General features: G+C 65.8%; 23 protein-coding genes. 9 read left to right on the top strand and 14 right to left on the bottom strand.

Features of this window, described 5'->3' with window-relative positions:
• Positions 1–81 precede the first annotated feature (81 nt).
• The 3 genes from smc to ligA are packed head-to-tail and all read left to right on the top strand — an operon-like array spanning position 82 to position 6880.
• Entirely contained in the window at positions 82–3615 is a 3534-nt protein-coding gene (smc, locus tag ACK5JE_RS04985; RefSeq protein WP_416800593.1) for a chromosome segregation protein SMC, read from the top strand.
• A 17-nt stretch (positions 3616–3632) separates the two neighbouring features.
• Positions 3633–4622 (top strand): cell division protein ZipA C-terminal FtsZ-binding domain-containing protein, encoded by a 990-nt coding sequence (locus tag ACK5JE_RS04990; RefSeq protein ID WP_416800594.1) that lies wholly within the window; start codon positions 3633–3635, stop codon positions 4620–4622.
• A gap of 44 nt (positions 4623–4666) precedes the next feature.
• Entirely contained in the window at positions 4667–6880 is a 2214-nt protein-coding gene (ligA, locus tag ACK5JE_RS04995) for an NAD-dependent DNA ligase LigA (RefSeq protein ID WP_416800660.1), read from the top strand.
• A gap of 63 nt (positions 6881–6943) precedes the next feature.
• Here ligA and ACK5JE_RS05000 read toward each other — a convergent pair whose 3' ends face one another.
• From ACK5JE_RS05000 to msrB, 4 genes are read right to left on the bottom strand one after another with little or no spacing between them, the layout of a single operon-like run.
• A complete protein-coding gene (locus ACK5JE_RS05000) occupies positions 6944–7732 on the bottom strand; it encodes a peptidylprolyl isomerase (RefSeq protein WP_416800595.1) in 789 nt (262 codons plus the stop codon).
• A gap of 8 nt (positions 7733–7740) precedes the next feature.
• Positions 7741–8016, bottom strand: a complete 276-nt coding sequence (locus ACK5JE_RS05005; RefSeq protein ID WP_416800596.1) for a BolA family protein — start codon at positions 8014–8016, stop codon at positions 7741–7743.
• Between the two features lie 31 nt (positions 8017–8047).
• A complete protein-coding gene (locus ACK5JE_RS05010; RefSeq protein WP_416800597.1) occupies positions 8048–8632 on the bottom strand; it encodes a septation protein A in 585 nt (194 codons plus the stop codon).
• Complete coding sequence (gene msrB, locus ACK5JE_RS05015) at positions 8629–9024, bottom strand: peptide-methionine (R)-S-oxide reductase MsrB (protein ID WP_416800598.1); 396 nt, start codon at positions 9022–9024, stop codon at positions 8629–8631. The genes ACK5JE_RS05010 and msrB overlap by 4 nt, the downstream gene beginning before the upstream one ends.
• Positions 9025–9276: 252 nt before the next feature.
• On the opposite strand from msrB, the gene ACK5JE_RS05020 reads away from it, so the two are divergent.
• The 4 genes from ACK5JE_RS05020 to ACK5JE_RS05035 all read left to right on the top strand — a co-directional run bounded on the left by ACK5JE_RS05020 (position 9277) and on the right by ACK5JE_RS05035 (position 14282).
• A complete protein-coding gene (locus ACK5JE_RS05020) occupies positions 9277–10446 on the top strand; it encodes an ABC transporter substrate-binding protein (RefSeq protein ID WP_416800599.1) in 1170 nt (389 codons plus the stop codon).
• Positions 10447–10630: 184 nt separating this feature from the next.
• Positions 10631–11575 carry a branched-chain amino acid ABC transporter permease gene (locus ACK5JE_RS05025; protein WP_416800661.1) on the top strand — a complete coding sequence of 315 codons (945 nt, stop codon included), beginning with the start codon at positions 10631–10633 and terminating at the stop codon, positions 11573–11575.
• The gene (locus ACK5JE_RS05030; protein WP_416800600.1) at positions 11575–13452 is read left to right on the top strand and encodes an ABC transporter permease subunit; all 1878 of its coding nucleotides are present in this window, start codon (positions 11575–11577) and stop codon (positions 13450–13452) included. Before ACK5JE_RS05025 ends, ACK5JE_RS05030 begins: the two co-directional genes overlap by 1 nt.
• Before the next feature lie 77 nt (positions 13453–13529).
• Positions 13530–14282: an ABC transporter ATP-binding protein gene (locus tag ACK5JE_RS05035; protein WP_416800662.1), complete on the top strand. Its 753-nt coding sequence runs from the start codon at positions 13530–13532 to the stop codon at positions 14280–14282.
• 75 nt (positions 14283–14357) lie between these two features.
• On the opposite strand, the gene ACK5JE_RS05040 is transcribed toward ACK5JE_RS05035, so the two are convergent.
• The 10 genes from ACK5JE_RS05040 to ACK5JE_RS05085 form a co-directional block, all read right to left on the bottom strand.
• Positions 14358–15326, bottom strand: coding sequence for a branched-chain amino acid ABC transporter permease (locus tag ACK5JE_RS05040; RefSeq protein ID WP_416800601.1), 969 nt, complete (start codon positions 15324–15326; stop codon positions 14358–14360).
• Entirely contained in the window at positions 15323–16210 is an 888-nt protein-coding gene (locus tag ACK5JE_RS05045; RefSeq protein ID WP_416800602.1) for a branched-chain amino acid ABC transporter permease, read from the bottom strand. Before ACK5JE_RS05045 ends, ACK5JE_RS05040 begins: the two co-directional genes overlap by 4 nt.
• An 84-nt stretch (positions 16211–16294) precedes the next feature.
• The gene (locus ACK5JE_RS05050) at positions 16295–17506 is read right to left on the bottom strand and encodes an ABC transporter substrate-binding protein (protein WP_416800603.1); all 1212 of its coding nucleotides are present in this window, start codon (positions 17504–17506) and stop codon (positions 16295–16297) included.
• Positions 17507–17569: 63 nt separating this feature from the next.
• Entirely contained in the window at positions 17570–18283 is a 714-nt protein-coding gene (locus ACK5JE_RS05055) for an ABC transporter ATP-binding protein (RefSeq protein ID WP_416800663.1), read from the bottom strand.
• A 64-nt stretch (positions 18284–18347) separates the two neighbouring features.
• The gene (locus ACK5JE_RS05060; protein WP_416800604.1) at positions 18348–19133 is read right to left on the bottom strand and encodes an ABC transporter ATP-binding protein; all 786 of its coding nucleotides are present in this window, start codon (positions 19131–19133) and stop codon (positions 18348–18350) included.
• A 180-nt stretch (positions 19134–19313) separates the two neighbouring features.
• Positions 19314–19952, bottom strand: a complete 639-nt coding sequence (nth, locus tag ACK5JE_RS05065; protein WP_416800605.1) for an endonuclease III — start codon at positions 19950–19952, stop codon at positions 19314–19316.
• Complete coding sequence (locus ACK5JE_RS05070) at positions 19949–20587, bottom strand: RnfABCDGE type electron transport complex subunit B (RefSeq protein WP_416800606.1); 639 nt, start codon at positions 20585–20587, stop codon at positions 19949–19951. Before ACK5JE_RS05070 ends, nth begins: the two co-directional genes overlap by 4 nt.
• Positions 20588–20618: 31 nt before the next feature.
• Entirely contained in the window at positions 20619–21836 is a 1218-nt protein-coding gene (locus tag ACK5JE_RS05075; RefSeq protein WP_416800607.1) for a polyhydroxyalkanoate depolymerase, read from the bottom strand.
• 179 nt (positions 21837–22015) lie between these two features.
• Positions 22016–22342: a ferredoxin FdxA gene (fdxA, locus tag ACK5JE_RS05080; RefSeq protein WP_416800608.1), complete on the bottom strand. Its 327-nt coding sequence runs from the start codon at positions 22340–22342 to the stop codon at positions 22016–22018.
• A 109-nt stretch (positions 22343–22451) separates the two neighbouring features.
• Complete coding sequence (locus tag ACK5JE_RS05085; protein WP_416800609.1) at positions 22452–22955, bottom strand: NAD(P)H-dependent oxidoreductase; 504 nt, start codon at positions 22953–22955, stop codon at positions 22452–22454.
• Positions 22956–23059: 104 nt separating this feature from the next.
• On the opposite strand from ACK5JE_RS05085, the gene ACK5JE_RS05090 reads away from it, so the two are divergent.
• Positions 23060–25258, top strand: coding sequence for a RelA/SpoT family protein (locus tag ACK5JE_RS05090; protein WP_416800610.1), 2199 nt, complete (start codon positions 23060–23062; stop codon positions 25256–25258).
• A gap of 138 nt (positions 25259–25396) precedes the next feature.
• Complete coding sequence (trpB, locus tag ACK5JE_RS05095; RefSeq protein WP_416800611.1) at positions 25397–26596, top strand: tryptophan synthase subunit beta; 1200 nt, start codon at positions 25397–25399, stop codon at positions 26594–26596.
• The last annotated feature ends 13 nt before the right edge of the window (positions 26597–26609 follow it).

Below are 26609 nucleotides of genomic sequence, written 5' to 3' on the forward strand. Positions count from 1 at the left end.
GAGGGGGGCTGCCGTCCGGCTCTGGTGCGTTATCATACGCTGTCCATTCATATACCCTGATTTTTCGTCCGCCTCAGCATCGTGCGCCTCACGCAGATCAAACTTGCCGGATTCAAGTCCTTCATGGATCCGACCGTGATCCCCACGCCCAGCGAACTGGTCGGCGTGGTGGGCCCCAACGGCTGTGGCAAATCCAACATCATCGATGCCGTGCGCTGGGTGCTGGGCGAGACCAAGGCGTCCGAATTGCGCGGCGCTTCGATGCAGGACGTGATCTTCAACGGGTCGGATCAGCGCAAGCCGGCCGCGCGCGCCTCGGTCGAACTGGTCTTCGACAACAGTCAGGGCCGGGCCGCGGGCCAGTGGTCCACCTTTGCCGAGATCGCCGTGCGCCGGGTACTGACCCGCGACGGCAACAGCAGTTATTTCGTCAACAACCAGCCGGTGCGCCGCCGCGACATCCACGATATCTTTCTGGGGACGGGGCTGGGCACGCGCGGGTACGCCATCATCGGCCAGGGCATGATCAACCGCCTGATCGAGGCCCGCCCCGAGGAGCTGCGCGTCTATCTCGAAGAAGCCGCCGGGGTCTCGCGCTACAAAGAACGCCGCCGCGAAACCGAGAACCGCCTGGCGGACACGCGCGAGAACCTGACCCGGCTGGACGACATTCTGCGCGAACTCGCCAGCCAGCTCGAAAAACTCGAATCCCAGGCCCGCGTGGCGGCCGATTACCGGACGTTGCAGACGGAGGGCGAGCTCAAGCAGCATGCGCTGTGGCTGCTGCGCGAGCAGGCCGCGCGCGAAAGTCGCCAGTCCCTGGCCGTGGACACTGAACGTGCCCAGGCCGAACTGGAATCCGCCATCGCCGGCCTTCGTTCGCTGGAATCCGACCTGGAAACCCGCCGCACCGCGCATTTCGAGGCCAGTGAGCGGGTCCATCAGACGCAGGGCCGGCTGTTCGAGGCTGGCGCCCAGGTCAGTCGCCTGGAAGCCGAAATCCGTCATGTGGTCGATTCGCGCAATCGTTTGCAGGTCCGGCGCACCCAATTGCAGGCCCAGCAGCAGGAATGGGGCGACCAGCGCGTGCACAGTCAGGCGTCGATCGAAGACACCCAGGCGCAGATCGAGGAGGCCGAGGCCCGGGCCGAACAACTGGCCGAACAGGCGCAGAACGCCCAGAGCGGCCTGCCGGAACTCGATGCCCGGCTGCGCGATCTGGCGGCCCGGCGCGATGAGGATCGTCGCACCCTGGCGCGGACCGAACAGGATCTGGCCCTGGCCGCGCAGTCCCAGCGGGACGCCGACAGCCAGTGGCGCGCACTCGAAGACCGCCGTGCGCGGCTCGAGCAGGAGCGCGCCACCCTGGGAGCGCCCGATTCGGCCGAATTGCAGCGCTGGGCGGGAGAATGCGCGGTGGCGCAGGAGCGTCTCGAGGAGGCTCAGGCGCGCCTGCTCGAACTCGAATCCCGCCTGCCGGAACTCGAATCCGCCCGGACAGAGGCCTTGCAGGCCAGCCAGGCGGCCCGCCTGGACCTCGAAAAACTCGACGCGCGCCGCCAGGCGCTGATCGCGCTCCAGGAAAAGATTCAGTCAGAGGATGCGCTGGAGCCCTGGTTGCAGCGCCAGGAACTGGGCGGCCTGACGCGCCTGTGGCAGCAATTGCAGGTCGATGCAGGTTGGGAAACCGCCCTGGAGGCCGTGCTGCATGAGCGCATGAACGCGCTGGGCCTGCGCACGCTGGAACATGTGCGCGCCTTTGCCCAGGATGCGCCGCCTGCGCGCCTGGCGTTCTACCAGACGCCAGGCGAGATCCGGCAGCCCGTCAGGTCGGGGCCGGATGCGCCCGGCCTGCTGGATTTCGTCCATGCGCGCGATGCCGCGCTGCAATCCCTGCTGGCTGCATGGCTGCAGGGGGTATATGTGGCTGACGATCTGGGAGGCGCGATTGCCCGCCGGGGCGAGTTGCCTCCGGGCGGTGTCTGGGTGTTGCGCGACGGCCACCGGGTCGATGCCTGCAGCGTGCGGTTCTACGCCGCCGATTCGGACCAGGCTGGCCAGCTGGCGCGCCGTCAGCAGATCGATAATCTGGCCCTGGAAATCCGCGCGTCGCAGCTGATTGCCGATCAGACGCTGGATGCGCATGCCCAGGCCGATGCGGCCTGCCGCAATCTGGTCCAGGCGCTGCAGCCCGCGCGCCAGCAGATCGCCGAGCGCATGCGCGCACAGCATGACGCCCAGATCCGCCACCAGCAGCTGACCCAGCAGGCCGCGCAGTCCGATGAGCAGTCCCGCCGGCTGGATCGTGATCTCGAGGATCTCGCCGGGCAGCAGGAGACCCTCGATGCCCGGCGCGCGGAATCCGAGGCCCGTTTCGAATCGCTGGATCAGGTGCTGGCCGAGCAGCAGGAACGATTGGCCGAACTGGACCTGCAGGCCGAGGACCTGTCGCGTCAGGCCGAGCAGTCCCGCCAGCAGGGTCGCGACCAGGAACGCGCCGCCCAGGAGGCGGAATATGCCGTGCGCACGTTGCGCCACCGGCTGGATGAATTGCGCCGCACGCTGCAACTGGCCGAGGAGCAGGCCCGCCGTTCCGGGGCCGAACTCGAGTCCCTGCAAGGCGAGTTGTTCGAGCTGGACGAATCCATGGCCCAGGCGGGCCTGCAGGATGCGCTCGAGGCGCGCGCCGCGTGCGAAGAGGCGTTGCGCGAGGCGCGCCTGGAGCAGGACCGGGCTGCGGCGGTGCTGCGCGAGGCCGATGAGGGCCGGCTGACGCTGGAACGCGGTCTCGATCCTCTGCGGGCGCGCATCACCGAATTGCAACTTAAGGAACAGGCTTCGCGCTTGTCGATCGAGCAGTTCGCCGAACAGCTCGACACGCGCGAAGTCGATCGCGATGCCTTGCGCCGCCACTTGGACGAACAGCCGCCCCAGTGGCGGCGTCTGGACTGGCTGCAGTCCGAGGTCCAGCGCATCACGCGCAGCATCGAGTCCCTGGGGGCCGTCAATCTGGCGGCGCTGGACGAACTGATGGCGGCGCGCGAGCGCAAGGGGTTCCTGGATGCTCAGCATGCTGACCTGCTGACGGCCATCGACACGCTCGAGAACGCCATCCGCCGCATCGATCGCGAGACCCGCGAACTGCTGTCGCAGACCTTCGAGACGGTCAACACGCATTTCGGCGAGCTCTTCCCCCGCCTGTTCGGTGGCGGCGAGGCGCGCCTGACCATGACGGGGGATGAGATCCTGGATGCCGGCGTGCAGGTGATGGCCCAGCCTCCGGGCAAACGCAACAGCACCATTCACCTGCTGTCGGGCGGCGAAAAGGCCCTGACGGCGACCGCGCTGGTGTTTGCCTTGTTCAAGCTCAATCCGGCTCCCTTCTGCCTGCTCGACGAGGTCGATGCGCCGCTGGATGATGCCAATACTGAACGGTACGCGAACCTGGTGCGCGGCATGAGCGACCAGACGCAGTTCCTGTTCATTTCGCACAACAAAATCGCCATGCAGATGGCCAGGCAACTGATCGGCGTGACCATGCAGGAACAGGGCGTGTCGCGGATCGTGGCCGTGGACATGGATTCGGCCCTGCAGTGGGCAGCCGAGGCGGCCTGATCCGGAGAGAGAATTTTATGAGCGACTTGCAGATCTTGCTGATTTCGATCGGGGTGGCGTTGATCGTCGTCGTCCTGCTGTACAACACATGGCAGGACTGGCGGGCCCGGCGCAGCATGCGCCAGTCGCTGCCGGAAGCCAGCCACGATGTGCTGATGCGTGATGCGGCGCCCCGGCGCGAGCCGGGGCTGTGGCAGGCCGGCCCGCCCGCGGCCGATGAAAGTCCGGAGGCCGATCCGGCCTGTGAGGCGGTCATCGACATCGCGCTGGCGCATCCGGTGGCCGGGGAGTCCCTGTCCGAGCCCCTGTATGCCATCAGCCGCGTCGGCAAGAAACCCGTGCGCGTGTTCGCGGAGCGCGAGGGCGGCGGTCATCGCGCCGAGGCGCTGCCGGGCGAATCCTATGTGTCGCTGCAATTGGCCGTGGTCCTGGCCAACCGCAGCGGCCCGCTGACGGACATCGAATGGTCGAACCTCTGGACACTGGCGCAGAATCTGGCCGAGCGTTTCGAAGGCGTGATCGAGGCGCCGGATCAGGACGTGGTGCTGCGGCAGGCCGCGGAACTCGATGCGCGCTGTGCCGCCATGGATGCCCAGGTCGGGCTGATCCTGCAACTGGCCCAGCCGCGCCCCGTGGCCGCCATCGCCAAGGCGGCCGCCGAGGCGGGGTTCGTCCAGTCGCGCGGGCAGTGGGCCTGGATGGCGGAAAACGGTCTGCCACGGTTCCTTTTGCAGGTCGAGGCGCCTGAAAGCGAGGCCGCGCACCGCGTCGACCTGATTCTGGACGTGCCCAACAGCCTGCCGGATGACCAGGCATTCAGCCGCATGGTGACCGTGGGCCGCGACCTGGCCGCGCGCCTGGATGCCCATGTGCTCGACGATCAGGGCCGCACGTTCCAGGACAGCTCCTTGCCCGCCATCGACCGGCAGATCAGCGCCCTGTACGACCAACTCGATCAGGCCGGTTTCCTGGCCGGGACGGAACGCGCGGCGCGGGTGTTTTCGTGACCCGCCGTCCTGGCGCGGGTGCAGAGGCCACCGCTCGCCAGCGCCTGCAGACACTGCGTGCCGAGATCGAGGCGCACAACCGCCGCTATTACGTCGAGGATGCGCCTTCGGTCTCGGACGCACAGTACGATCGGCTGATGGCCGAGCTCCAGGCCATCGAACATGACCACCCCGACTGGGTGACCCCCGATTCTCCCACACAGCGGGTGGGCGCCGCGCCGCTGGATCATTTTGTCTCCGTCCGGCATGCCGTGCGCATGCTGTCGCTGGGGAATGCTTTCGAGGACGAGGACATCGTCGCTTTCGACGACCGGATCGTGGCCACCCTGATCGAATCCGGTCTGCTGGCCGGCGCGACCGCCCATGCCGATACCGACGCGCACGACTGCTCGAAAGACGCCGGAGCGGTTCAGGGGACGCTGCCGCTGGCTGACGATGCGCCTGCCGGGCCGCAGACCGCCTCCGTAGGGCCCGCCGCCGCCCCTCCCGGAGGCCTCTCTGTCACGCCTCCCGTGGCGTCCGGTCCGGGCGTGGCCTATGTCGCGGAATACAAGTTCGATGGTCTGGCCGTCAGCCTGCGCTACGAACAGGGTCATCTGGTTCAGGCGGCCACCCGGGGTGACGGCGCCCAGGGAGAGGACATCACCGCCAACATCCGCACGCTGCGCTCGGTACCCCTGAGACTGCAGGGAGAGGACATCCCCGCCGTGCTGGAAGTGCGGGGCGAGGTCCTGATGACACGGGCGGATTTCATCCGTCTGAACGAGGCTCAGGCCGCCCGGGGAGACAAGCCGTTCGTCAATCCGCGCAATGCCGCGGCCGGCAGTCTGCGCCAATTGGATCCCCGGGTGACGGCGACCCGGCCACTGCGCTTTTATGCCTATGGCTGGGGCCAGATCAGGGACGAGGCCGGCGCCGATCTGTTGCCGCGCGCGACCCATGCCGGGATGCTGGACTGGCTGACCGGTTTCGGCTTTGCCGTCAGCCCCGGACGGGCGTTGTGCCGGGGCGCTGCGGCATTGCTGCGTTTCTACGAGACGGTGGGCGCTTCCCGCGCGACCCTGCCCTACGAGATCGACGGTGTGGTCTACAAGGTTGATGACTTGCGTGCCCAGGAGGTTCTGGGTTTCGTCGCGCGCGCGCCGCGTTTTGCGATTGCGCACAAATTTCCCGCCCAGGAAGAAACCACCCGGCTGGTCGGTATCGACGTCCAGGTGGGGCGCACCGGCGCCCTGACGCCGGTGGCGCGATTGCAACCGGTTTTCGTGGGCGGTGTGACCGTCACCAATGCCACGTTGCATAACGAGGACGAAATCCGCCGCAAGGATGTGCGCATTGGCGACACCGTGGTGGTGCGCCGCGCGGGCGATGTCATTCCCGAGGTCGTCGGGCCGGTGCTGGCACTGCGGCCCGCCGGAGCGCAGGTCTTCGACCTGCTGGCCATCTGTCCGGCGTGCCCCGAATGCGGCTCGGCGGTCGAGCGGCCGGAGGGCGAAGCCATCACGCGTTGCACGGGCGGGCTGTTCTGCCCGGCGCAACGCAAGCAGACCCTGTGGCATGCCGCCAGCCGCAAGGCACTGGATATCGAGGGGCTGGGCGACAAGCTGATCGAGCAACTGGTGGACAACGGCAAGGTCCACACGCTGGCGGACCTGTATACGCTGGCGGACCCCGCCGGCGGCGGGGAGCTGGAGCTGTCCACCTACCCACGCATGGGTGCGAAATCGGCGCGCAATCTGGTGGAGGCGATCAACCAGCGCCGCCATCCGGCCCTGTCGCGTCTGCTGTACGCGCTGGGAATCCGCCACGTGGGCGAGACCACGGCGCGCGACGTGGCGCGCCATTTCGGCTCGATCGAGGCGATCATGGATGCCTCGGAGGAGGCGCTGCTGCAGGTGCCGGATGTCGGCCCGGTGGTGGCGGCTTCGATCCGGCGTTTCTTTGCCGAGGCGCACAACCGCGAGGTCATCACCGCGCTGGGGGCGGCCGGGGTCGAGCCCCAGGCCGATGTGGTGCCCGCCGGCGAAAAACCCTTGGCGGGCAAGACGCTGGTGCTCACGGGCACGCTGCCGACGCTGAGTCGCGACGAGGCCACGCGCCTGATCCTGGCGGCCGGTGGCAAGGTCAGCGGTTCGGTGTCGCGCAAGACCGCCTGGGTGGTGGCCGGCGAAGAGGCCGGCAGCAAACTCGCCAAGGCCGCCGATCTGGGCGTGCCCGTGATCGACGAGGCCGGGCTGCAAGCGCTGCTCAGCGGCTGAATCCGCATGAAAAACGGCCTCCCTTCCGGGAGGCCGCTGTTGCGCCGCGCAGGCCAGACCTGATTATTTGGCGCTGTCCTCGATCTTGGCGTCTTTCATCAGGCTTTGCTGGTAGCCGGCCAGTTTTTGCTGGCGCATCATCTCTTGCAGCTGGGGCTTGGCCTCGTTGAAGGACGGGAAGGTCACCGGACGCACGTCCTCGACCTGGATCACGTGCCAGCCGAATTGCGTCTGCACGGGTTGTGTGCTCAGCTCGCCTTTTTTCATGCTTTCGACTGCCTGGGCGAATTCGGGCACATAGTTGGTGGCCGGTCCCCAGCCCAGTTCGCCGCCGTTCTTGCCGCTGCCGGTATCGATCGATTCTTTTTTGGCGGCGGATTCAAAGGAGGTTTTCTTGGCCTTGATCGACTTGATCAGGTCCTTGGCCTTGGCCTCGTCCTTGACCAGGATGTGGCGCAGTTTGTATTCCTTGCGTCCGGCCTGTTCGGCCTTGAGCGTGTCGTATTCCTTTTTGAGGTCGGCTTCGCTGACGGGGTTGTCCTTGAGGTATTTGGCCATCAGGGCGCGCACCAGGATGCTTTGCGTGGCCAGTTCGGTTTCTTGCTGGACGGCGGGATCCTTTTGCAGACCGGCCTTCTCGGCGGCCTGGACAGCCACCAGCCGGTTGATCATTTCCTGCTTGACCTGGGTGCGCAACTGCGGCGTGTCCTGGGCGCCTTGGGAGACCAGCATGCTGACGAACTGGTCGAATTTTGCCTGGGGGATGCCCTGGCCGTTGACGGAGGCGATATCCTTGGCCCAGACCGGCAGCGTCAGGGAGCAGGCCAGAGCGACAGCAGCGATACGTTTCATGAAAATCCTCAGGTTGGAGAAGTGCCAGCCTCGATGGCCAGCGCGTGGATCGGATAGGGCATCAGATCTCGCACGCAATCATACACAAGACGATGGCGGGCGAGGGTGCCGAGCCCCAGGAATTGCTTGGACACGATACGGAGACGAAAGTGCCGTGCGCCGCCTTGCGCGCCGGCGTGGCCGACGTGCAGGTGGGATTCATCGACCAGTTCCATCTGGATGGGTTCGAGCGCGGCCAGGCGTTCGGCCAGTCGGGCGTGCAGGTCGGTGGCGGCGTCGGTCATGACGAAATTCCGGCGAAGGGTCGATGGACGGTCATCCGCGCGGCTCGCCCTCTGAAGGATCGGAGCGTGGCGCGGCGGGCTCGGTCTGGATATGCCGGCCCAGCCACAGGGACTGCACCACCACGAACAGCACCAGCAGGATCATCAGGCCGAAGACCTTGAAATTGACCCATTGCGATTCGGTGAACCGGCCGGAGAAGGCCACATACAGATTCAGGGCGCCCGAGGCGATGAAGAATCCGGCCCAGCTGTCATTCAGGCGGTTCCAGGCGCGGTCGGGCATGGTGATTTTTTCGCCCATCAGGTGACGCATCAGATTGCGCCCCGTGAACAGGCGCGCGCCCACCAGGATGGCGGCGAACAGCCAGTACAGGACCGTGGGTTTCCATTTGATGAAGGTATCGTCGTGGAACAGCAGGGTGGCGCCGCCGAAGACGACGATCACCGTCAGGTTGATCCAGTGCATGGGTTCGATGGCGCGGCCGGTCAGGCGCAGCCACAGGATCTGCAGCACGGCCGCCGCCATGGCCGCGCCGGTGGCGACATAGATGTCGGCAAAGCGGAAAGCCAGGAAAAACAGGATCAGCGGAAACAGATCGAACAGAAATTTTTTCATTCGGCGGGGATGAAGCGCATGGAAAGAGAGTTGATGCAGTAACGCAGGCCGGCGGGGGGGGGACCGTCTGGAAAGACATGGCCCAGGTGGGCATCGCAGACGGCGCACAGGATCTCGGTGCGGATCATGCCGTGACTGGTATCGCGCAGCTCGCGCACCCGGTCGGGCACCAGCGGCTGAAAATAGCTGGGCCAGCCGCATCCCGCGTCGAACTTGGTGTCCGAGGCGAACAGCGGGGTGTCGCAACAGACACAGACGTAGGTGCCGGCCTGGGTGGTGTCCCAGTACCGGCCCGTGAACGGTCGCTCGGTGTGTTTGAGTCGCGTGACCGCGAACTCGTCGGCGGAAAGCTGCGCGCGCCATTCGGCGTCCGTGCGCGTGATCTTGTCCACGAAGCACCTGTCCAGAATTTTGATTCAATTCTCCATCTTAATCGACTTTCGCGCGGATGGCAGGGGGTGTCCGGGATCGTCCGGGGGCGATGATAAGAGACTGCGTTTGCGATGATAGGAGATTGCCCTTGGTATGGCAGCAAATTGCTTCAGGCTGCGCTAATATGAGATTCGTTCATGTGTTTATGCCTCGATTTCCTGGGGGTTGAGGCCATGAATTGCAAAGTCTGTTAAAAACATTCGGAGACAAACATGACATTTCCGGTTTCGATTCGGCTCACCTTGGGTGCGGCCGCGTTGCTGGCGGCGCTGCCCCTGGCCGCCACGGCTCAGATCAAGGTCGGTGTGACGGTGTCGGCCACCGGGCCGGCGGCCTCGCTGGGGATTCCCGAGCGCAACACCGTGGCCCTGCTGCCCAAGGAAATCGGCGGTCAATCGGTGGAATATATCGTCCTGGACGACGCGACCGATACGACCCAGGCGGTCAAGAACATCCGCAAGCTCACCGCCGATGATCATGTCGATGTGGTGCTGGGCACTTCCGTGACACCGGCGTCGCTGGCGATGTCCGATGTCGCGGCCGAGACCGGCACGCCCATGATCAGCGTGGCCGCCAACGCCAAGCTCGTCGAGCCGGTGGACGGTCCGCGCAAGTGGGTCTACAAGACGCCCCAGAACGATGCGCTGATGGCCGCCGCGCTGGCCAATGCGATGGTCAAGCAGAACGTCAAGACGCTGGGATTCATCGGATTCAGCGACGCCTATGGCGACGGTTGGCTCAAGGAGATGAAGGCCGCCGCCGAAGCCAAGGGCATCAAGGTCGTGGCAGCCGAGCGCTTTGCCCGGCCCGACACCAGCGTCACCGGTCAGGTGCTGAAACTGCTGGCCGCCAAGCCCGATGGCATCCTGATCGCCGCTTCGGGCACGCCGGTGGCGCTGCCTCAGCGCGAACTGGTCGAGCGTGGCTACAAGGGACACATCTATCAGACCCACGGCGCAGCCAACAATGACGTGCTGCGGGTGTGCGGCAAGGCATGCGAGGGCATGATTCTGCCCGCCGGCCCGCTGCTGGTGGCGTCCCAGCTGCCGGACAGCAATCCGGTCAAGGCCAGCGCCCTGGTGTACGTCAAGGCCTACGAGGCCAAGTATGGCGCGGGGTCGACCAATACCTTCGGCGGCCATATGTGGGATGCGGGCCGGTTGATCAGTGATGCCATTCCCCGCGCGCTGAAGACCGGCGCCAAGCCCGGCACGCCGGAATTCCGCTCGGCGCTGCGTGATGCCCTGGAACAGGTCAAGGAACTGCCCGCCTCCCAGGGGATCTTCAACCTGAGCCCGACCGACCACGCCGGGCTGGACGAGCGCGGCCGCGTCATGGTCAAGGTCGTCGACGGCAAGTGGACCTACCAGCCGGATCTGTGAGGATGCGGTCTGTCGTCTCTGATGTCCTGTCCGGAGCGGATGGGCCGTTCGCTCCGGAGGTTCATGCGCGTGTCCGGTGGGAGGCGTGTCCTTGGATCTGACGATTGCGTTGATCCTGTTGCAGGACGGCATTCTCAACGGGGCCATCTACGCGCTGCTGGGGCTGGCGCTGGTGCTGGTGTTCGTGGTGACGCGGGTCATCCTGATCCCTCAGGGTGAGTTCGTCACTTTCGGCGCGCTGACACTGGCGTTCCTGGCCAACGGCAAGGTGCCCGGAACCGCGCATCTGCTGGTGCTGCTGGGCATTCTGGTCTGCCTGGCCGAGGCGGTTTCCTGCTGGCGCGCGCGCCAGTGGCGCGGCTACGGCCGCACGCTGGGCTGGGCCCTGGTCCTGCCACTGGCGCTCGAGGCGCTGGCGCCGCTGGCGGCGGGCCCCGATGTGCCGCTGGCGCTGCGGGTGCTGTTTGCGCTGGCGCTGGTGGTGCCCATGGGACCGATGATCTACCGTCTGGTGTATCAACCGGTGGAGCAGGCCAGCGTGCTGGTCCTGTTGATCGTGTCGGTGGCCGTGCATTTCGCCCTGACCGGTCTGGGCTTGCTGTTCTTCGGTGCCGAGGGCTGGCGCACCCCTGCACTGGTCGAGGGCTCGGTGCAGATCGGCCCGGTGGCCTGGACCGCTCAGACCTTTGCGGTCCTGGGGACCTGCGCCTTGCTGATCGTCGGCCTGTGGCTGTTCTTCAGCCGGACCTTGTACGGCAGCGCTCTGCGCGCCACGGCCGTCAACCGGCGCGGCGCGCGGCTGGTGGGCATCAGCACGCGGGTTGCCGGCAGCCTGACCTTCACCCTGGCGGCGGCCATCGGCGCCTTGTCCGGGATGCTGATCGCGGCCATCACCACCATCTATTACGACACCGGTTTCCTGATCGGCCTGAAAGGTTTTGTGGCGGCCATTTTCGGCGGCCTCGTCAGCTACCCGGTGGCGGCCGCGGGCGCGCTGTTCGTCGGCATTCTGGAGGCGTTCTCGTCGTTCTGGGCCAGCCCCTTCAAGGAAGCCATCGTCTTTACCCTGATCATTCCGGTACTGTTGTGGCGTTCGCTCGGCAGCGTTCATCTGGATGAGGAGGATTGATGCGTCCGCGTCATGCCCTCATGATCCTGATTCCGCTCCTGGCGCTGCTGCCCTGGATTCCGGGGGTGCCGGTCTTCTGGATCACCCAGATGAACTATATCGGGCTCTACAGCCTGGTGGTGCTGGGCCTGGTTCTGCTGACCGGCGTCGGCGGGCTGACGTCCTTTGGGCAGTCGGCCTTTGTCGGCCTGGGCGCCTACACCACGGCCTGGCTGACGACGGCGGCCGGGCTGTCGCCCTGGGTGGGCCTGGTCGCGGGGCTGGCGCTGACTTGCCTGGTGGCGTATGCGCTGGGAGCCATCACGCTGCGTCTGTCCGGCCATTACCTGCCCTTGTGCACCCTGGCCTGGTGCCTGGCGTTGTACTACCTGTACGGCAACCTCGATTTCCTGGGCCGGTATGACGGCATTGCAGGTATTCCACCGCTGACGATCGGCGGCTGGTCCCTGGGAACCGGGCCGCGCATGTACCTGTTGATCTGGCTGATCCTGCTGCTGGCCTTGTGGGCGACCCACAATCTGCTGAATTCGCGCGCGGGCCGGGCCATCCATGCGTTGCGCAGCGGTTCCATGGCCGAATCATTCGGCGTCGATCTGGCGCACTACAAGGTCGTCATCTTCGTGCATGCCGCGCTGCTGGGCTGCGTGTCGGGCTGGCTGTATGCGCATATGCAACGCGCCGTCAGCCCCAGTCCCTTCGGCCTGGGATACGGCATTGAATACCTGTTCATGGCCGTCGTGGGCGGCTCGGGCAGCGTCTGGGGCGCGGTGGCGGGCGCCGCGGCAATCCTGATCGTGAAGGATCAGTTGCAGAACGTCCTGCCGGACCTGGTCGGAACCAACGTCAACCTGGAAATGCTGGCGTTCGGCGTGTTGATGATCCTGGTGCTGCAATTTGCCCGCGACGGCCTGTGGCCCGTGCTGGCCCGGTTGTGGCGGCGTATGGGGGGACGTGCCGAGTTTCGCGGCCATGATCCGGCACGCCTGGCGGCAGCCCCCGAACTGACGCGCCGGCCCGCGCCCGCTGCGGGCGCCCTGGTGCTGGAAGTCGACCGGGTGCGCAAGGAATTCGGCGGCCTGGTGGCGGTCAACGACATCAGCTTTCGTCTGCGGGCCGGAGAGATCATGGGGCTGATCGGTCCCAATGGGGCGGGCAAGAGCACGACTTTCAACCTCATCAGCGGCGTGGCGCCGCTGTCCGGCGGCACGGTGCGTTTCATGGGCGACCGGATCGATGGCCTGCCGGCGCGCGAGATTGCCCGCCGGGGCATGGCGCGCAGTTTTCAGCATGTGCAGTTGTTGCCCGACATGAGCGTGCTCGAGAATGTGGCCCTGGGAGCCCATCTGCGCAGCCGCGCCGGTGTGGTGTCCGCGGCGCTGCGCCTGGACAGGGCCGACGAGGCGTCCCTGTTGCGCGAGGCGGCGCGTCAGATCGAGCGGGTGGGGCTGGGCGATGTCATCGACCAGCCTGCCGGCAGCCTGCCGCTGGGCCGGCAGCGGATCGTGGAGATTGCGCGGGCCTTGTGCTGCGACCCCATCGCGCTGCTGCTCGATGAACCGGCGGCCGGCCTGCGCTACCAGGAAAAAAAGGCGCTGGCGGCGGTGCTGGATCAGTTGCGCCGCGAAGGCATGAGCCTGCTGCTGGTCGAACATGACATGGATTTCGTGATGAACCTGACCGACCATCTGCTGGTCATGGATTTCGGCACGCCGCTGGCCGAGGGGGTTCCGGCTGACATTCAGCAGGACCCGGCCGTGCTGGAGGCCTATCTGGGCGGCCTCGATGAGACCTGGGGCGTGCCGGGAGCCTCGCCGGATGCGGCGGCCGCCGCGCCAGCCGCCGCCGCGCGCCCTGCGTTGCAGGGAGATGCATCGTGAGCATCGAATCCCGCGTCGAGGCGGGCGGGCCCATTCAGCCGACGGGCGGGGCTGTGGCGGGTCCGGCGACGCGTACCATGACCGACAGGGTGCTGTCGGTCAGCGGCCTGTCGGCGCATTATGGCAAGGTGGCCGCCCTGGATCCCATCGACCTGACGGTGGGGCGTGGCGAGATCGTGACCGTCATCGGCGCCAATGGCGCCGGTAAATCGACGCTGCTGGCGGCCATCATGGGGGCGCTGCCCCTGCGCGGCCACAGCCGGGGCTCGATCCTGTTCCAGGAAGAGGAAGTGCAAGGCTGGGATATCGAGCGCCGTGTCGGCCAGGGCATGGCGCTGGTGCCCGAGCGGCGTGAGTTGTTCGCCAGCATGACGGTGCGGGACAATCTGCTGCTGGGCGGTTTTCGCCTGTATCGCACGGGCGTGCGAGGCTGGCGCGATACACTGGAGCAGGTCTATGCTCTGTTTCCCCGCCTGAAGGAGCGCGCCGCGCAGGCGGCGGGCACGCTGTCGGGCGGTGAGCGCCAGATGCTGGCTCTGGGCCGCGCGCTGATGGCGCGTCCGGCCCTGCTGATGCTCGATGAGCCCAGCCTGGGTCTGGCGCCCCGGGTGGTCCGGGAGATCTTTCAGACCATCGCCCAACTGCGCAGCACCGGCGTCTCCATTCTGCTGGTCGAGCAGAACGCCCGCGCGGCGCTGCATGTGGCCGACCGGGGCTATGTGCTGGAAACCGGCGCCGTGGTGCTCGAAGGCGAAGCCCGCATGCTCGCCGGTCACCCCCGGGTCATCGAAAGCTATCTGGGCCTTGCGGGCGCGCAAAAGCACCCTTGAGGACGCTTCTGCGTCGGGCCAGAGGGCAGGTCAGCACGAGGCGGGGGCAGCACGAGGTCGTGCTGCCTCCGGCACTCAACCCGTCTTTTGCCGCCGGTTGATCCATTCGCCGACGATCCCGCGGCGGAAGGCCAGCACGCAGACGATGAAGATCAGGCCGATGACGATGGTGACCGATTCGCCCAGGACGCGGAACCACTCGATGCCGGTCTGGTGCATCAGGAACCGGCCGAACTCGCCGACCTTGTTTTCGAGCGACACGACGATGATGGCGCCCAGCACCGGACCGGTGAGCGTGCCCATGCCGCCGATCAGCGTCATCAGGATCACCATGCCCGACATCTGCCAGGTGGCGTCCGACAGCGTGGCCGACACGAACACCAGCGACTTGGTCGCGCCGGCCAGCCCGGCCAGTGTGGCCGAGAGCACGAAGGCCAGCAGCTTGAAGCGGTCCACGTCGTAGCCCAGCGAGATCATGCGCGGCTCGTTCTCGCGGATGGCCTTCAGGACCTGGCCAAAGGGCGAGTGCACGGTGCGCCAGATCAGCGCGTAGCCCAGCACGAAGATCAGCACCACCACGTAATACAGGTTGATGTCCTCGCCGAGATCGAGCCCCAGGATGCTGCCGCGCGGGATGCCTTGCAGGCCATCCTCGCCGCCGGTGAAGGGCGCCTGCAGGAAATAGAAGAACTGCATCTGGGCCAGGGCCAGGGTGATCATGGCGAAATAGATGCCGCTGCGCCGGATCGAGAGGATGCCGAAGACCAGCCCCAGCACGCCGGCCGCGGCCGTGCCAAAGAGCAATCCGCCCAGCGTGGGCCAGCCCCAGACGCTGAGCGACTGGCCGCAGGCATAGGCGGCCAGTCCGAGAAAGGCGGCATGACCAAAGGACAACAGCCCGGTGTAGCCCAGCAGCAGATTGAAGGCGCAGGCAAACAGGGCATAACACATGACCTTCATGATGAAGATCGGGTAGCCGCCCATGGAGGGCAGCGCCACGAGCACGGCGATGACGGCCAGATAGCCAAGCAGTTGTCGATTCATGATTCTTTTCCGAACAGTCCGGCAGGACGGGTCAGCAGCACGATCACCATGATGATGAACACCACGGTGCTGGAGGCCTCGGGCCAGAAGACCTTGGTGAAGCCTTCGACGATGCCCAGGCCCAGGCCCGTGAGGATGGAGCCCAGGATCGAGCCCATGCCTCCGATGACGACCACGGCGAAGACGACGATGATCAGGTTCGAGCCCATCAGTGGCGAGACCTGCAGGATGGGGGCGGCGAGCACGCCGGCAAAGCCTGCCAGGCCGACGCCGAAGCCGAAAGTGAGCGAGACCATGAGCGGGACGTTCACGCCGAAGGCCTCGACCAGTTTGGGATTCTCGGTGCCGGCGCGCAGCAGGGCGCCCAGGCGGGTTTTTTCGATGATGAACCAGGTCAGCAGGCAGGCCAGGACGGAGGCCACGACCACCCAGGCGCGGTAGATGGGCAGGAACATGAAGCCCAGGTTCACGCCGCCTTGCAGCAGCGCGGGAGTGTTGTAGGGCTGGCCGGAAACGCCGTAGAAGCTGCGAAACAGGCCCTCGATGAGCAATGTCAGGCCGAAGGTGAGCAGCAGGCCGTAGAGCGGATCGAGCTTGTAGAGACGGCGCAGCATCAGGCGTTCGAGGATGATGCCGAACAGGCCTACGACGATCGGAGCGGCGATCAGCATGATCCAGTAGTTCAGGCCCAGGTACTGCAGGCCCATCCAGGCGACGAAAGCGCCCAGCATGTACAGGGCGCCGTGGGCGAAATTGATGATATTGAGCAGGCCGAAAATGACGGCCAGCCCGAGCGAGAGCACGGCGTAAAACGAGCCGTTGACCAGGCCGAGCAGGAGTTGTCCCAGCAGGGCCTGGATGGGAACACCGAAAAGTTCAGTCATAGGGCTGCGGTGAAAGCGGGCGGAAGGAAGGCTGCGGATCCCGGGCCCGCGCCCGAAGGCGCAGGTCCGGAGATCATGCGCCGCTTATTGTTTGAGCAGGGCGCAGGTGGAGGTCGATTCCGCGCCGTAGACCGACTCGGCCGGGAGCGTGCGGACGATGTTGTAGTAGTCCCAGGGCGCCTTGGACTGTTCGGGTTTTTTGACCTGGGCCAGGTACATGTCGTGCATCGTCAGGCCATCCTTGCGGATGTAGCCGTTCTTCATGAACATGTCGTTGATCTTCATGGACTTGAGTTGCTTCATGACGGCATCGCCGTCGTCCGTCCCGATGGCCTTGACCGCGGTCAGGTAGGTCTTGGCCACCGAGTAGTCGCCCGCTTGCAGGAAGGAAGGCGCGCGGTTGTGCTTTTCGAAGAAACGCTTGGACCAGGCCCGCGATTCGTCGTTCTGGTTCCAGTACCAGGCGGTCGTCAGGTAGAGTCCGGCGGTATTGTCCAGACCCAGGGAGTTGACGTCGTTGATGAACACCAGCAGACCCGCCAGTTCCATGGTCTTGGTGACGCCGAATTCCTTGGCGGCCTTGACGGAATTGATGAAGTCCCCGCCCGCGTTGGCCAGGCCCAGGACCTTGGCGCCGGAGCTTTGCGCCTGCAACAGGAAGGAGGAGAAGTCCGTCGTCGCCAGCGGCGCGCGCACGGAACCGAGGTTCTTGCCGCCGGATTTTTCCACGACTTTCATCGTGTCTTTTTCCAGGGAGTGGCCGAAGGCATAGTCGGCCGTCAGGTAGAACCAGGACTTGCCGCCTTCGTTCACCACGGCCGAGCCCGTGCCGTTGGCCAGGGCGACGGTGTTGTAGGCGTAGTGGACGGTATAGGGCGTGCACTGGGCATTCGTCAGTGCGGACGAGCCGGGGCCGACGGCCATGAAGGGTTTTTTCTTTTCGGCAGCGACGGCGGCCATGGCCAGCGCGGTGGCGGAATTGGTGCCGCCGATCAGCATGTCGAGATTCTGCTGGTCGAACCATTCGCGAGCGCGGGCCGAGGCGATGTCAGCCTTGTTCTGGTGGTCGGCGGTCAGCAGTTCGATTTTTTTTCCGTTGATCTCGCCCCCCATGTCAGCGATTGCCATGCGGATGGCATCGGCTCCGGCATTGCCATCGATGTCGGCATAGACGCCGGACATGTCGGCGATGAAGCCGATGCGGATGACGTCGTCGGAAATCCCCGCGGCCTGGGCCGAGAGACCGAAGCCGAGGCCGGCAACGGCCAGCGCGGCAGATAGGGTACGCAGTTTCATGGGAAGTCTCCTGTGGATGCCGGTTGTGCCGGCGGATAGGTGAGAAAACGGGATGGGCGTCGGTCAGACGCCCAGCAGGCTGTCCAGGGTGGACTGTTTTTCCTGGAGCTGGTCGGCGGGGAACTGTTCCACGATCTGACCGTGCTCCATGACATAGAAATGATCCGCCAGAGGCGCGGCAAAGCGGAAATTCTGTTCGACCATGACGATGGTGTAGCCCTTGTTCTTGAGCGTGCGGATCATGCGGTCCAGTGCCTGCACGATCACCGGGGCCAGGCCCTCGGAGATCTCATCGAGCAGCAGCAGGTTGGCTCCGGTACGCAGAATGCGGGCGACGGCCAGCATCTGCTGCTCGCCGCCGGACAGGCGGGTACCCGGCGAGTTGCGCCGTTCGAGCAGGTTGGGGAACATGTCGTAGATCTCGGTCAGCGACATGCCGCCGCCCAGCGTGTCGCCCAGCGTGGGCGGCAGCAGCAGGTTTTCCTCGCAGGACAGCGAGGCGAAGATGCCGCGTTCTTCGGGGCAATACCCGATGCCCAGGTGCGCGATGCGGTAGGTGGGCAGGTGGATCGATTCGGTGCCCTGGATGCGGATCGAGCCGGTGCGCCGGCTGGTCAGGCCCAGCAGCGCGCGCAGCGTGGTGGTGCGTCCGGCGCCGTTGCGTCCCAGCAGGGTGACGACCTGGCCGGGTTCGACGCGCATGTTGACGCCATGCAGGACATGCGATTCACCGTACCAGGCGTGCAGATCGGAGATTTCGAGTGCGGCGCTCATGATGCTCCCTTGGCGCTGCGCGCCGTCCCCCCAAGGGGGAATTCGCACTTGGGGCGGCCCGGCGTGCTCATGCGTGTGCTCCTTCAAGTTCGCCCTGGGTGGTGCCCATGTAGGCCTCCATCACGGCCGGGTTGTTCGAGACGGCATCATAGTCGCCTTCGGCGAGGACCGCGCCGCGCGCCAGCACGGTGATGCGATCGGCGATGGATGAGACGACCTTCATGTTGTGTTCGACCATCAGGATGGTGCGCCCGGCGCTGACCTGCTTGATGAGGCGGGTGACCCGGTCGACGTCTTCATGGCCCATGCCCTGGGTGGGTTCATCGAGCAGCATCAGGCTGGGTTCCATGGCCAGGGTGGTGGCGATTTCCAGGGCGCGCTTGCGGCCGTAGGGCAGATTCACGGTCATGTCGGCGGCGAAATCGGCCAGGTCGACCTCGGTGAGCAATTCCATGGCCCGCTCGTTCAGGTGATGCAGGCTGGTCTCGCTGCGCCAGAAGTGAAAAGAGGTGCCGGTGGCGCGCTGCAAGGCGATACGCACGTTGTCGAGTACCGTCAGCTGAGGAAAGACGGCCGAGATCTGGAAGGAGCGGATGATGCCCCTGCGCGCGATTTCCGCCGGCTTGTCACGGGTGATTTCCTGACCGTCGAAAAAAATTTGGCCCTGGCTGGGCACGAGAAATTTGGTGAGCAGATTGAAGCAGGTGGTCTTGCCTGCGCCGTTGGGGCCGATCAGCGCGTGGATATGGCCGCGCTGGATTTTCAGATCCACGGAGTCCACGGCGGTAAAGCCGAGAAAGGTTTTGGAGAGTCGACGGGTTTCGAGGATGATATCGGTGGGTTCTGTGCCCATGGTGCCTTGTATCCAATGTCGCGATGCGGCGGTCGATAGCGGAATGCCTCTAAGTATGGGGCGGTCTCATGCCTGGATCCATAGGGGTTTTACAGAGTTGCTCTTGCGTCTGCCGCATATTGCGGTGCAATAGCCGGTGCCGGGGCAGGGGACAGGGCCGTCGGACTCTGATGCGGGGCCTCAATCAAGGCGGGTCTTGTCCGGGAAGTCGCACAGATCGGCGATCGGACATTGCGGGCATTTCGGCTTGCGCGCCACGCAGACGTAGCGACCGTGCAGGATCAGCCAGTGATGCGCGTCCAGCAGATAGTCTTTGGGCACCCGGCGCAGCAGGGCCTGTTCGACGGCCAGCACGGTTTTTCCCGGCGCGATGCCGGTCCGGTTCGAGACGCGGAAGATGTGCGTGTCCACGGCCATCGTGGGTTGGCGAAAGGCAGTGTTCAGCACGACATTGGCGGTCTTTCGACCGACGCCGGGCAAGGCTTCCAGGGACTCTCTGTGAGCGGGGACCTGCCCATCGTGCCGCTCCAGCAGCAGTTCACAGGTGCGGATGACGTTGCGCGCCTTGGTCTTGTACAGGCCGATGGTACGGATCGCGCCGGCCAGTCCGGCCTCGCCCAGGGCCAGCAGACCCTCGGGCGTGCCGTGTTCGGGAAAGAAGCGGCGGGTGGCCAGATTGACGGAGCGGTCTGTCGCCTGGGCCGACAGCATGACGGCCACCAGCAGCTGGAAGGTGCTGCCGTATTCCAGTTCTGTCCTGGGGTGGGGGTTGGCTTCGCGCCAGCGGCGGAAGCAGGTCTCGATGGCGGCGCGTTTCATGAGCGGCGGGCGCGCGCCCGGGCCAGGGCCTGGGCGATGCGATCCTCTTTGTCGTGCGGTTCGGTGGCCGCCAGGACGGGTTTGTTGGCCAGGGTGCGTGCGGCCGGACCGGCGGCTTCGTCGTGGCGCGCCTGCAGCCGCTGATTGCGTGCCTGGTAACGTGTCCGGGCGTCATGGGCGTTTTCCGGCGTCCATTCCCGACCGGCCGGCACCATGGCGATGCAATCGACCGGACAGGGCGCCACGCAGCGCTCGCAGCCGGTGCAGTCAGCCTCGATCACGGTATGCATGCACTGATTGGCCCCGAGGATGGCGTCCACGGGGCAGGCCTGGATGCAGAGTGTGCAGCCGATGCAGTGGGCCTCGTCGATGAGCGCCACCCGGAATGGCTGGTGGGTGCCACAGGCGGGATCCAGGGGGTGCGCCGGCCGGCCCAGCGCCTGCGACAGTGCTTCGATGGTGCGCGGACCGCCGGGCGGACAGCGGTTGGTGTCGGCCTGGCCCTCGGCCATGGCCTGGGCGTAGGGGCGGCAGCCGTCATAGCCGCATTGTGTGCACTGGGTCTGCGGCAGCAGGGTGTCGAGAAGGTCGGTCAGTGTGGGCACGGCGAACAACGCGCGCAGGGGACAGCCCATGCCATCCCCGGATGCGGGCAGTGATGCGCCCTCAGGCGTGGGCGCGGATGAATGCCGAGATTTTAGGACAGATCTGCTGGCGCCAGCGGCGGCCGGAGAAAATGCCGTAGTGGCCGCAGTTGGCCGCAGTGTACTGTTGCCGCATGGCGGCGGGGAGGCTGGCGCACAGGCCATGGGCTGCATGTGTCTGGCCCAGGCCGGAGATGTCGTCCAGCTCGCCTTCGACCGTCATGAGGGCGGTCTTGCGGATGGCGGCGGGGTCGACCCGCTCGCCGTCGATCGTCCAGGTGCCACAGGGCAGGCGGAATTCCTGGAAGACGGTGCGGATGGTGTCCAGATAGAAGCGGGCCGGCATGTCCAGCACGGCGTTGTATTCGTCGTAGAAGCGACGGTGGGCCTCGGCGTCACTGTCGTCGCCTCGCAGCAGATGCAGGTAGAAATCGTAGTGGGATTTCAGGTGGCGGTCCGGATTCATGGCGACGAAGCCGGCATGTTGCAGGAATCCGGGATAGACCAGCCGGCCTGCCCCCGGATAGCGGGCAGGCACCCGATGGATCAGGGTGTCCTCGAACCATTGGTAGGGCTTGGTCGTGGCCAGGCGGTTGACCTGCGTGGGCGATTTGCGCGTGTCGATGGGGCCGCCCATCATGATCATGCTGCGCGGCTGGCAGGGATCGTCGGCGGCGGCCAGCAGGGAGATCGCGGCCATGACCGGGACCGTGGGCTGACAGACCGAGATCACATGCGTGTCCGGGCCCAGGTGGCGCAGGAACGTCTGGACGTAGTGAACGTAGTCGTCCAGGCCGAAGGTGCCCTCGGCTGCCGGTACCATGCGGGCATCGATCCAGTCGGTGACGTAGACGTCGTGATCGGGCAGCAGGGTGCGGACGGTGTCGCGCAGCAGGGTGGCATGGTGACCGGACAGGGGCGCCACCAGCAGCACGCGCGGATCCTGGCGGCGCGTATCGCGCTGGAAATGCACCAGCTGGCAGAAGGGCTGGGCCAGGGCGATTTCCTGGGTCACGGCGATTTCGCGTCCGCCGATCTGGGTGGAGGGCAGATCCCAGGCGGGTTTCTCGTAGTCTTTGCCTACGCGGTGCGCCAGTTCGTACGCGGCGGCGAATTGCCGTGACAGCGGCGTATAGGCCAGCGGGCTGTAGGGATTGGAAAACAGGTGTGAACCGGTTTCAGTGAAAGCCGTGAAAGGTGCCAGGAGTGAGCGTTGCAGCTCGTGCAGGTCATAGAGCATGGGTATGCGTTCTCGTGAGTCTGTTCCGGCGCGTGCGCTGGGAGGCCGGTCGTGCCGGTTTAAAGCAAAGGTAATGGGAAAAGTGACAGAACGCTACCGGTATTTCCCGTATCGGTGTCATCCATTGTCAAAATGTGGGTTTTTACCGACGCTGGGGTGGTTCCCGATTGCCGTCCGGCTCAGGGCCGTTCCAGGTATTTGAGTTTGCCGGCAATGCCATTCCATTCGTCGGCGCCGTCCAGCGGGCTGACGGAGCGGTTGATTGGTCCGAACGAGGGGGAAAGCTCGGCGTTCAGGGGGATGTAGTCGACCTGATCCTGGGGGACGTCTTCTTCGGCGAAGATGGCGTTGGCAGGGCATTCGGGCACACAGACGGCGCAGTCGATGCATTCTTCGGGGTCGATGACCAGGAAATTCGGCCCCTCGCGGAAACAGTCCACAGGACAGACATCGACACAGTCGGTGTACTTGCACTTGATACAGTTTTCGGTGACGACGTGGGTCATGATGGCGCTCCGGGCTTGCAGACAGGGCCTTGAAACAGGCCAGACGGGATTTTACCGAATTTGTCAGGGTGAACCCGAAGAGTCCGTGCAACAGGTAGGGCTGGCCCGTTCAAAGCAGCAGGGCGGCCAGGGTGCCGCCCAGCTCGGAGCCGCGTGCCAGCCAGTCCTCGGGCACGGTCTTGGGGGCCAGGATGGCCTCTGGTGTCTGGGCCCGCATTGGGATGATCAAGGTCGGAGCGATGGCCTTGAGGCGCCAGCCGGTGCAGATGCGCTCGAGCTGCCGGCGGGCGCCCTCGCCGTCGGATCCCGCCGTGATCAGCGCGCCATAGGGCCGGCCGTTGAGCCGGTCCAGCACATGGTAGTAGTTGCGATCCAGGCATTCTTTCATGGCGCCGCTCAGCGCCGCCAGGTTTTCCGGCGCGGCGAACAGGTAGCCGTCGGCCTCGAGGAGGTTCTCGGTCCGCACGGTGTCAGCGGGGCGGACCTGCAAGTCGAAGCGCGCGTCGGCGCCGAGCTCGCCGGCCACCGCCCGCGCGCCGGCAGCGGCTGCCTGGGCCATCTGCCGGGCGGCGCCTGTGCGGGAATGCCAGATGATCAGCAGTCGGGTCGTCATGAGGAGCACTTCTGCGGGAGCGGACTCACTCAAGTAGTATAGAGGTTCTGATCGAGACTTCGAACCATGGATTCGAAGGCTCCGTTTTTCCTTGGCATGGCATCATGAGTGTCCCCCCGCAGTCCGCTTCCGCAGATCCTTTTGGCCCCGGGTGGTTTCAGGCCGCCCGCAGTGGGCTGGATGACGCCGATGCGGCCATTCTGCGTCAGGCGGCCGACTGGGCGCGCGAGCCCTTGTGCGGCGCGCGGGCCAGCACGGGCGAGGCGCTGGACACGCATGCCGCTGCGGTCGTGCTGATCCTGAGGGATCTGGATTCGGATGCCGCGACCCGCGCGGCGGCCTTGCTGGCCGTGCAGCCGGTGCCGGTCGGAGAGATGTTGCGCACCGATCCGTTGCGCAAGGCCTTCGGGGCCGAGATCACTTCGCTGGTTCAAGGCGTGCGCGCGTTGCTGCGCCTGGGCGCCGTCGCGGGCCGGGCCGGTGATGTGTCGGGCGCCGACCAGAAAGAAATGCAGCGCAAGATGCTGCTGGCCATGGCGGCGGATTTGCGGATCGTGCTGATGCGGCTGGCCTCCCGATTGCAGTCGCTGCGCTGGCATGCGGCCAGCCGCACGCCTTGTCCGCCGGAATTCGCCCGCGAGACCATGGCTCTGTATACGCCACTGGCCAACCGGCTGGGGATCTGGCAGCTGAAATGGGAAATGGAGGACCTGGCCTTTCGTTTCCTGCATCCCGATACGTACAAGACCATCGCCCGCCAGCTCGAGGAAAAGCGCGCCGAGCGCGAGACCTTCATCGAGGAGGTCATGGCGCGTCTGCGCGCGGCGCTGGCCGAGGCCGGCATCCGGGCCGATCTCAGCGGCAGGCCCAAGCACATCTACAGCATCTGGAACAAGATGCGCATCAAACACCTGGAATTTCGCCAGTTGTTCGACCTGCGCGCCTTGCGGGTGATCGTCGATGACGAGCGGGCCTGCTATGCCGCGCTGGCCCTGGTGCATGCGCTGTGGACGCCGGTGCCCGAGGAATTCGACGATTACATCACCCGGCCCAAGCCCAATGGCTACCGCTCTCTGCACACGGTGGTGGCCGACGCCGAAGGCCGGGCCTTCGAGGTCCAGATCCGCACCCGCGACATGCATCATTTCGCCGAATACGGCATGGCGGCTCACTGGCGCTACAAAGAAGCCGGCGCCCGGGGCGGTCAGGTGGCGGCTGCCGGAGAATACGATCAGAAGATCGCCTGGATGCGCCAGTTGCTGTCCTGGAAGGACGAGGGCGGCGCGGCTCCCGCGCCCGGCGCCACACCGCCCGATGCGCGGATCTATGTGATGACGCCCCAGGCGCGTGTGCTGGAACTCCCCGCTGGCGCCACGCCCGTGGATTTCGCCTATCTGCTGCACACGGATCTGGGCCATCGTTGCCGGGGCGCGCGGGTCGATGGGCAGATCGTGTCCCTGTCCTCGCCGCTGCGCACAGGCCAGACCGTGGAAATCACGGCGGCCAAGTCCGGCGGCCCCTCGCGCGATTGGCTCAATCCTCAGCTGGGCTATCTGGCCAGCCCGCGCGCGCGCGCCAAGGTCCGGGCCTGGTTCAACGCCATCGAATTGCAGCAACGCATCGCCCAGGGCCAGACGCTGGTTGAAAAGGAACTTCAGCGTCTGGGCCGCACCGCTGTCAATCAGGAACATCTCGCCCAGCAGCTGGGTTTTGCCCGCGCCGACGATCTGTACGTCGCGGCGGCCAAGGAAGAATTCAGCCTGCGGCAGATCGACCATGTGCTGCGGGAACCCGAGCCGGTCCGCGAGCCTTCCGACGAGGCCCGTGTCTATGCCAGTGATGCGGGCAGTGTGGCCCGCACGGGCAAGAGCGGCGTCCTGGTGGTGGGGGTCGATTCGCTGATGACGCAACTGGCGCGCTGCTGCCGGCCCGCGCCGCCCGATGCCATTGAGGGCTTCGTCACACGCGGCCGGGGCGTGTCCATCCATCGTCACGACTGCTCGTCCTGGGCGGCGCTGGCGCAGCGTCATCCGGAACGCTGCATCGAGGTCGCCTGGGGGCAAACCGATCAGGCCATGTACCCCGTGGATCTGGGGATTCACGCCCAGGACCGGCCCAACCTGCTGCGCGACCTGTCCGAGGTCTTCGCGCGTTTGCGGCTGCGGGTCGTGCGCGTGACGACCCACAGCCGCCGTTCGCTGGCGCACATGGTGTTCACCGTCGAGGTGCGCGACGGCGAGCAGATCCGCCAGGCCCTGGCCGCTGTCAACGAACTGCCCGGTGTTCAGGCCGGGCGTCAATGAACGGTCCGCGGTCGGGCGGCACCCTGTCCGAGTGGCCGGTTCGTGTCCACCCGGGCCCTGCGAGGCTGCTAAAATGCCTGTTTGGTCTATGCGCCTATCGGGACATTCTCCGCTGGCGCCCTTGATGCGAGACTGAACTTGAAATCCTATCATCTGCCGGATGCCCGGGGGCATTTCGGGAAATTTGGCGGTTCGTTCGTCGCCGAAACCCTTGTGCATGCCCTGGATGCGTTGCGCGAGGCTTACTCGCACTATCGCGACGATCCGGAATTCCAGCGTGAATTCGCCTACGAGCTGGAACATTTCGTGGGCCGGCCCAGTCCGGTCTATCACGCCCGCCGCTGGTCCGGGCAACTGGGGGGCGCGCAGATTTGGTTCAAGCGCGAGGACCTGAATCACACGGGCGCCCACAAGGTCAACAACTGCATCGGCCAGGCGCTGCTCGCCAAGCGCATGGGCAAGCCGCGCGTGATCGCCGAGACCGGGGCGGGCCAGCACGGGGTGGCCACGGCCACCGTGGCGGCGCGCTACGGCATGGAATGCGTGGTCTACATGGGCAGCGAGGACGTCCGCCGTCAGGCCTCCAATGTCTATCGCATGAAACTGCTGGGCGCCCGGGTGGTGCCCGTCGAGTCGGGCTCGCGCACCCTGAAGGACGCACTCAACGAGGCCATGCGCGACTGGGTCACCAATGTCGAGGACACCTTCTACATCATCGGCACCGTCGCCGGTCCCGACCCCTATCCCCGGATGGTGCGGGATTTCCAGACCATCATCGGCCGTGAATGCCGTGAGCAGATGCCTCGCGACGCGGGCCGTCAACCGGACTACGTGATTGCTTCGGTGGGCGGCGGGTCCAATGCTATCGGCATCTTTCATCCCTATATCGAGGATGAATCCGTTCAACTGATCGGTGTCGAGGCCGCCGGCGAGGGTCTGGACACTGGCCGTCACGCCGCCTCGCTGAACCGCGGCGTGGTCGGGGTGCTGCATGGCAACCGCACCTATCTGCTGCAGGACGCGCACGGCCAGATCACCGAGACCCACTCCGTCTCGGCCGGCCTGGATTATCCCGGCGTCGGGCCGGAACATGCCTGGCTGCATGACAGCGGGCGCGCCCAGTATGTCGGCGTCACCGATCAGGAGGCCCTGGCGGCCTTTCACGATTGCTGCCGCATCGAGGGCATCATGCCGGCGCTGGAATCCTCGCATGCCATCGCTCAGGCCGTGAAACTCGCGCCGACCCTGTCGAGCGACCGGATCATCCTGGTGAACCTGTCCGGCCGGGGCGACAAGGACATGCACACCGTGGCCGAATGCGGCGGCATCACGCTCTGAGGCCCGGGAATGA

Source organism: Castellaniella sp., assembly GCF_047971665.1.
In the GTDB taxonomy this organism is placed as follows: Bacteria; Pseudomonadota; Gammaproteobacteria; order Burkholderiales; family Burkholderiaceae_B; genus Castellaniella.